We start from the raw sequence: 6,905 nt of genomic DNA on the forward strand, positions 1-6,905 counted from the left end.
AACCTCACTCGTTCGAGTGAGCGATCGTTCGGGTCGCCGTTCGAGGACCCGGCCGGCTCAGACCGTCCGGGACCGCAGACCTTCGAGCAGGATGTCGAGCAGCCGCGCCGAAGCAGCCGCCTGCTGCGCCGCGTCCGGCAGCGCCGGAGCGGCCGTCGCTATCACCAGCAGCACATCGGCCACCGTGACGTCGGCACGCAGCTCACCGGCCTCCCGGGCGCGGTCCACCAGTCGGCCGACCACCTCCAGCAGTGCGCCAGAGCCTGCGTCCTGCGAGGGCTCGTCCTCCGCGGGAGTCCGTGCGCCCACGACCCGCAGTTCGGGGATGCCGCCACCGGTCACGCCGGCCTGGCGCTGGTGCGGAACCCGCGCCGCCTCGGCCTCCTCGACGCCGTCCTCGCTCGCCGACCCGACGCGCAGCACCTGCGGCGGCAGCAGCCGCCCGGCGCCCGAGGCCACGGAGGTGCGCAGGAAGCGCGACAGCGCCTGCCACGGCTCCTCCTCCTGGCCCAGTGCGGCCTTCGCCTGCTCGGTCAGCCGGGCGGTCTCCTCCTCGGCTATCCGACGGACGAGGACGTCCTTGCTCGGGAAGCGTCGGTACACGGTGCCGACACCGACCCGCGCGCGCCGCGCGACGTCCTCCATCGGAGCTCCGTAGCCCAGCTCGCCGAAGACCTCGCGGGCCGCGCGCAGCACGTGTTCGAGGTTGCGCTGGGCGTCGACGCGCAGCGGCGTGGAGCGCCCCACGCCGTGCGTGGTGGCGTTCGCCATCAGGCGACCGTTGCTCTCACCCGAGAGTGCGGTCGCGGAACCATGGAAATCGGAAATATGCATATGTATCCCCCGGTAATCATTTGTCTCCCCCCGGAGACACTCCCCGCCTTCGCGCCGAGGTGGGCCACGGTCATGTGGGCCCCGGTCTTACTCCTCGACGAGATACGAACATAGTTGAGCCAGAGTCAATTCAGAAGAGGCAGCCCCCGACGGACCACCGCCCGATCGGAGCATTCACCCCCACTTTTCCGATCCAAGCCCCCGGAATCACCCTCTCCGCACCCCCTGACCTGCGGAACTCCACACACATTCAGGCCACCGGACAGCCCTGCACCGCCGCCCCCTCCGGTCACACAATGTGTCAGGCCTGTGGACAAACTCCCGGCCACGATGCGTCATGGGATGGTGAAGGCTGCTAACTCCCGGGGCACGGACCCCGGTACCCCGCCCCGTACGCGCATCCTCGTCGTCGGCGGGGGTTACGTCGGCATGTACACGGCCCTGCGGCTCCAGGAAAAGCTGAGAGCCGGCGAAGCCGAGGTCACGGTGATCAGTCCCGAGCCGTACATGACGTACCAGCCCTTCCTCCCCGAAGCGGCCGCCGGCTCGATCTCCCCGCGCCACGTGGTCGTCCCGCTCCGCCGCGTCCTCGGCAAGTGCCGCATCGTCATCGGCGAGGCGCACAAGATCGACCACGCCAAGCGGACCGCGACCGTCACCACGCTCGCCACCGCGGACGAGGGCACCGGCGCCCTGGAGATCGAGTACGACGAGCTCGTCCTCGCCCCCGGATCCATCTCCCGCACCCTGCCCATCCCGGGACTCGCCGACTACGCCATCGGGTTCAAGACCGTGGAGGAGGCCATCGGCCTGCGCAACCACGTCATCGAACAGATGGACATCGCCTCCTCCACCCGCGACCCCGCCCTCCGCAACGCCGCCCTCACCTTCGTCTTCGTCGGCGGCGGCTACGCGGGCGTCGAGGCACTCGGCGAACTGGAGGACATGGCCCGCTACGCGACCCGGTACTACCACAACGTCAAGCCCGAGGACATGAAGTGGGTGCTGGTCGAGGCCAGCGACCACATCCTCCCCGAGGTCGGCCCCGAGCTGGGCGTCTACACCATCCGCGAACTGCGCCGCCGGGGCGTCGACGTACGCCTGGAGACCCGCCTGGAGTCCTGCGAGAACCGGGTCGCCGTGCTCAGCGACGGCGCCCGCTTCCGCACCCGTACCGTCGTGTGGACCGCCGGCGTCAAACCCGCCCCGGTCCTCGCCGCCTCCGACCTCCCCCTCAACGAACGCGGTCGCCTCGTCTGCACCACCTTCCTCACCGTCGAGGGCGTCGAACACGCCTGGGCCGCCGGGGACGCCGCGGCCGTCCCCGACATCACCGCCGACGAACCGGGCCGCGAATGCGCCCCCAACGCCCAACACGCAGTCCGCCAGGCCAAGGCCCTCGCGGACAACCTGCTGGCCTCCCTGCGCGGACAACTCCTGACCGAGTACGCCCACAAGTACGCGGGCTCCGTGGCCTCCCTCGGATTCCACAAGGGCGTCGCCCACGTCTACGGCCGCAAGCTCAAGGCCTACCCCGCCTGGCTGATGCACCGCACCTACCACCTCAGCCGGATCCCCACCTTCAACCGCAAAATGCGCGTCCTCGCCGAATGGACCCTCGCGGGCCTCTTCAAGCGTGAGATCGTCTCCCTCGGATCCCTCGAACACCCCAGGGCAGAATTCGAACTCGCTGCCGGACACGGCCACAGAACCGCCCCGCCCCCGCCCGCCCCCAACCCCCCGAAGGACAACCAGAGCTGACGTTGTCAGTGCGGTCGGCCACACTGGACGTGTGACCATAGGTGGGCTCACACCTGCACACAGTGACATTCACCGAGCGACACCGCCCAGCGACCGACCACCTTGGGGGTACCGCCCAGCGGTAGCTGGGGGAACAGCGACCACTTGCGACACCACGAGGCTTGAACGCAGTGAACTTCACGCGCTGGAGCGCCCGTTTTCCCGGAACGCAGCGCCGCGCCGCCGCCCGGTCCGAACACGCCGCCGCCCAAGCCAAGCGGGGCGAGCACGCCGTACCGGCAGCCCGCGGTGCAGCCGTTCGCCCGGCAACGGCGCCGGACGGCGGCCCCGCCGACCCCGCGGACCCCACGGTCTCGGGCCAGGGCACCGGCCCCGGCGGCGTCTTCGCCGCCACGCCCTCCCTCGACGAGCTCTCGGCCCGCGAGGTCCTCGGCCTGCTGCCGGCCCTCATCGCCCTCGTCCACGGTCCCGAGCACCGCGTCGCCTACGTCAACGACGCCTACACGGCGGGCTTCGGGCCCCGCCCCGCCGGCGCCCCCGCCCACGAGGCACTCCCCGAACTCGGCGAGCTCGGCCTCCTCCCGCTCCTCGACCAGGTCCAGCGCAGCGGCAAGCCCCGTACCGCCAAGAACCGCACCGCACCCGGCGGCACCAGCTCCTACACCGTCACCTGCACCCCCGTCGACCTCCCCAAGGCCGACCCCGAGAGCGGGCGCGACCCCCACCACACCGGGGTGCTGATCCACCTCGCCGACGTCACCGACCACGCCGAAGCCGTCGAACGGCTACGGGCCAGCGAGCGCCGCCAGCGCGAAGCCGCCGTCACGCTCCAGCGCTCCCTCCTCCCGCAGGAGCTGGAACAGCCCGACGACCTCCGCGTCGCCGCCACCTACCAGCCCGGCGGCACCGAAGCCGCCGTAGGCGGCGACTGGTACGACGTCATCACCCTCGGCGCCGGCCGCACCGCCCTCGTCATCGGCGACGTCATGGGCCGCGGGGTCCGGGCCGCCGCCGTCATGGGCCAGCTGCGCACCGCCGTCCGCGCGTACGCCCGCCTCGACCTGCCCCCGCACGAGGTGCTCCAACTCCTCGACGGCCTCGCCGCCGAGATCGACGCCAGTCAGATCGCGACCTGCGTGTACGCCGTCCACGACCCCAACGAGGGCTTGCTCGCGTACGCCTCCGCCGGCCACTTGCCGATCCTGGTCCGCGACGAGGACGGCACCGTACGTCGGGCGGCCGACCCCACCGGCCCGCCGCTCGGCACCGGGGGCTGGCTGCACACCTCCGGCACCATCCCGCTCGGCCCCGGCTCCACCGCCGTCCTCTACACCGACGGCCTGGTCGAACGCCGCGGCGAGGACATCGACGAAGGCGTGGCCGCCCTGGAACGCGCCCTCTCCGGCGCCCAGGGCACCCCGGCGGTCATCTGCGACCGCCTGATGCGCGCCCTCGGCGTGGACGCCGACCACGACGACGACGTCGCCGTCATGGTCCTCCAGCAGCCGAGCCGCACCGGGGCGGACGCCGAGCTCTTCCACAATGCCGCCCTGGAACTCCTCGGCGGCGTCGAGGCCGCCCCGCGCGCCCGCGCCTTCGCCCAGGGCGTCCTGGCCTCCTGGCGCTTCCCCGTCGAGCTGTGCGACCTGGGCGTCCTGGCCGCGAGCGAGCTGGTCGCGAACTCCCTGCAGCACGGCACGCCGCCCATGCGGCTCCGACTGCGCCGCACCGACCGCCGTCTGATCGTGGAGGTCACCGACGGGGACGACCACCTCCCGCGCCGCCGCCGCGCCGAACCGGCCGACGAGACCGGCCGCGGCATCTCGATCATCGCGACGATCGCCTCGTCCTGGGGCTGCCGCCGCACCCCGGGCGGCGGCAAGGCCGTCTGGTGCGAGTTCGCCCTGCCGGACAAGTAGCCGGGAGCCGGGTACGGGGAAGGCCCGGTCCACGGGGACCGGGCCTTCCCGTCCGTACGACGCGTTCGACCGCTACGCGGGAACGCGCTCCAGCTCGGCGACCGGCACGGCCACCGCCACCGCCGCCTCGCCCTTCAGCAGCGACGGCCTGTCCTGCACCGCTGTCAGCTGCTTGCCGAGCCGCAGCGCCAGCCAGGCGATCCCGAGCGAGACCACGACGAAGATCCCGACGTACAGCATCGGCACCCCCGCACCCAGCGGCACACCGAGCGGCCCCAGGGCCAGCGCCAGCTGCTTGACCAGGGCGAAGGCCGAGTTGTACTGGCCCACCGAGCCCTCCGGGGCCAGATCGGCGACGAGGGGCGCCAGCGTCGGCGACAGCATCGCCTCGCCGATGCCGAAGAGCCCGTAGGTCGTGATGAACGCGGCAGCGGCCATCATCGCGCTGCCGTGGCCCAGCCCCGAGAACCCGGCGATGACCCACGCGACGGCCCAGATCAGGCCGACCAGCGCGACCACACGGGACCGGCGGCGCTTCTCGACCAGCTTCAGCACGACGAACTGCGCGACGACGATCGCACCGGTGTTGGCGGCCAGCGCGAAACCGAGGGTGGAAGGGGAGATCCCGGCGGCCTCGGTACCGAAGGCGGCGAGACCGGACTCGAACTGCCCGTAGCAGGCGAAGAAGATCACGAACCCCAGCACCAGCAGCTTGGCCATCGCCCTGTGCTCGACCAGCCGCTTCCAGGCGCCGCCCGCCCGGGACGGGTCCTTCGGCATGGCGTCCTTGATGCTCGGCGCGTGCGGCATCCGCACGGTGAGGACGACCCCGGCGAGGACCAGGAACATCACGGCCTCGATGCCGAACAGCAGGGTGAAGCTGGCCGGCCGGCTCTCGTCGACGATCTGGCCCCCGATGAGACCACCGATGCCCAGGCCGAGGTTCTGCATGAAGAACTGCAGGGCGAAGGCACGCGTCCGGGTGCTCGGGGTCGAGCACCACACGATCATCGTGGCCAGCGCGGGCTGCATGACGGCCTGCCCGGCGCCGAGCGCCAGGGCGGACAGCAGGATCGGCACGATGCCGGTGGACAGCCCGAGCGACAGGGCGCCGACCGAGGCGGCGACGGCCGCACCGATGACCACGGGGACGGGACCTCGGCGGTCGATGATCCGACCGGTGAGGGGCAGCGCGACCAGAGCACTCACGGCGAAGGCCACGAACGCACTCGTGGCCGCCATCGAACCCAGACCTCGCACCTGCGCCACGTAGATGTAGAGGAACGGAACCGTGAAGCCGATGCCGAACGCGGTCAACGCGTTGCCGGCCTGGATCCGCCGCATCGCAGCGCCCATCACCTTGGTCACTTCTCACCTGTCCTTGAGAACTGAAGCCCGAAGACTTCATGGCTAAACTTCGATCCTTAACTCTACACATCGAAGGAGTTAGACGCCAACGGGGTCATGCGATACTTCGAACCATGGGTGACACCCCCGACGGCACTGCGCCCGTCCATGAGCCGAGCCTCGACGAGCAGATCGCCGTCTATCAGCGCGAGTTCCAGGACCTCGACCCCCAGGTCGAGAAGGTGGTCTCGGCCCTGAGCCGGCTGAACCGCCGCATGAACGTCGCGTACGGACGCCAGACCGCGGCCCTCGGCATCAGCAACGCGGAGTGGGAGGTCCTCAAGGCCCTCGTCATCTCCGGAGCCCCGTACCGGATGGGCCCCAGTGAGCTCGCGAAGCAGCTGGGCCTCACACCGGCGGCGATGACCCACCGGATCGACCGCATGACGGCGGAAGGGCTGGTGACCCGCGAACGGGACGAGTCCAACCGTGTCCGCGTGATCGTGGAGCTCACGGACGAGGGCCGCAGCAAGTGGCTCGACGCCATGCGCGCGGCCACGGTCTTCGAGGAGGACCTCCTCCAGGACCTCTCCACGGCGGAACGCGGAGTGCTGGGCGACATGCTCACCCGGCTCCTGGACCGCGTGGAGGACCTCCAGTCGCGGAGCTGACCGGGCCGCGACCCGCGGGGGTTGACACCACCCCCGCGGGTCCGTAAGGTTCTTCGAGTTGTCCCTGAGCCGGAAGGTTTTGGCGACAACGAATCCCGCCGCCTCGTTGCGGCACCCAACTCAGCACGATCTCCCATCGGGAACGAATTCGGCATGCCCGAATTCTTTTTCGAAGGCCGATTATGAATCGACCGGGAAATCCACTAGAGTTCAGGAGTCGGAAGGGCCCAACAGCCCGGAAGACAAACCCCGCTGACTGGGGGTCAGGCCCGAAAGAGTCTGATAGAGTCGGAAACGAAGAACGAAGCCCGGAGGAAAGCCCCAGTAATGAGGGTGAGTACAAAGGAAGCGTCCGTTCCTTGAGAACTCAACA

Annotated in this window: 5 protein-coding genes; 3 read left to right on the top strand and 2 right to left on the bottom strand. The window is 70.5% G+C overall.

The genetic code is table 11. From position 1 onward, the window contains the following. Positions 1-57: 57 nt before the first annotated feature. On the bottom strand, positions 58-834 hold the full coding sequence (locus ABZZ20_RS16780; protein WP_356870134.1) for a helix-turn-helix domain-containing protein: 777 nt from the start codon (positions 832-834) through the stop codon (positions 58-60). 342 nt (positions 835-1,176) lie between these two features. Here ABZZ20_RS16780 and ABZZ20_RS16785 point away from each other — a divergent pair, with 342 nt between their 5' ends. Together ABZZ20_RS16785 and ABZZ20_RS16790 are read left to right on the top strand one after the other, a co-directional pair. Next, entirely contained in the window at positions 1,177-2,595 is a 1,419-nt protein-coding gene (locus tag ABZZ20_RS16785; protein ID WP_356870135.1) for an NAD(P)/FAD-dependent oxidoreductase, read from the top strand. A 170-nt stretch (positions 2,596-2,765) separates the two neighbouring features. Next, complete coding sequence (locus ABZZ20_RS16790) at positions 2,766-4,514, top strand: ATP-binding SpoIIE family protein phosphatase (RefSeq protein WP_356870146.1); 1,749 nt, start codon at positions 2,766-2,768, stop codon at positions 4,512-4,514. A 72-nt stretch (positions 4,515-4,586) separates the two neighbouring features. Here the strand turns inward: ABZZ20_RS16790 and ABZZ20_RS16795 are convergent, their stop codons facing one another. Beyond that, positions 4,587-5,882: an MFS transporter gene (locus ABZZ20_RS16795; protein ID WP_356870136.1), complete on the bottom strand. Its 1,296-nt coding sequence runs from the start codon at positions 5,880-5,882 to the stop codon at positions 4,587-4,589. A 113-nt stretch (positions 5,883-5,995) separates the two neighbouring features. On the opposite strand from ABZZ20_RS16795, the gene ABZZ20_RS16800 reads away from it, so the two are divergent. Continuing rightward, a complete protein-coding gene (locus ABZZ20_RS16800) occupies positions 5,996-6,532 on the top strand; it encodes a MarR family transcriptional regulator (RefSeq protein ID WP_134073164.1) in 537 nt (178 codons plus the stop codon). Positions 6,533-6,905: the final 373 nt, after the last annotated feature.

It is taken from the genome of Streptomyces sp. NPDC006430 (genome assembly GCF_040612395.1).
Lineage (GTDB): Bacteria > Actinomycetota > Actinomycetes > Streptomycetales > Streptomycetaceae > Streptomyces.

Bases quoted from the DNA above. Each gene is read 5' to 3' on its own strand.
- ABZZ20_RS16785 (WP_356870135.1), top strand. From the start codon at position 1,177: ATGGTGAAGGCTGCTAACTCCCGGGGCACGGACCCCGGTACCCCGCCC.
- ABZZ20_RS16780 (WP_356870134.1), bottom strand. From the start codon at position 834: ATGCATATTTCCGATTTCCATGGTTCCGCGACCGCACTCTCGGGTGAG.
- ABZZ20_RS16800 (WP_134073164.1), top strand. From the start codon at position 5,996: ATGGGTGACACCCCCGACGGCACTGCGCCCGTCCATGAGCCGAGCCTC.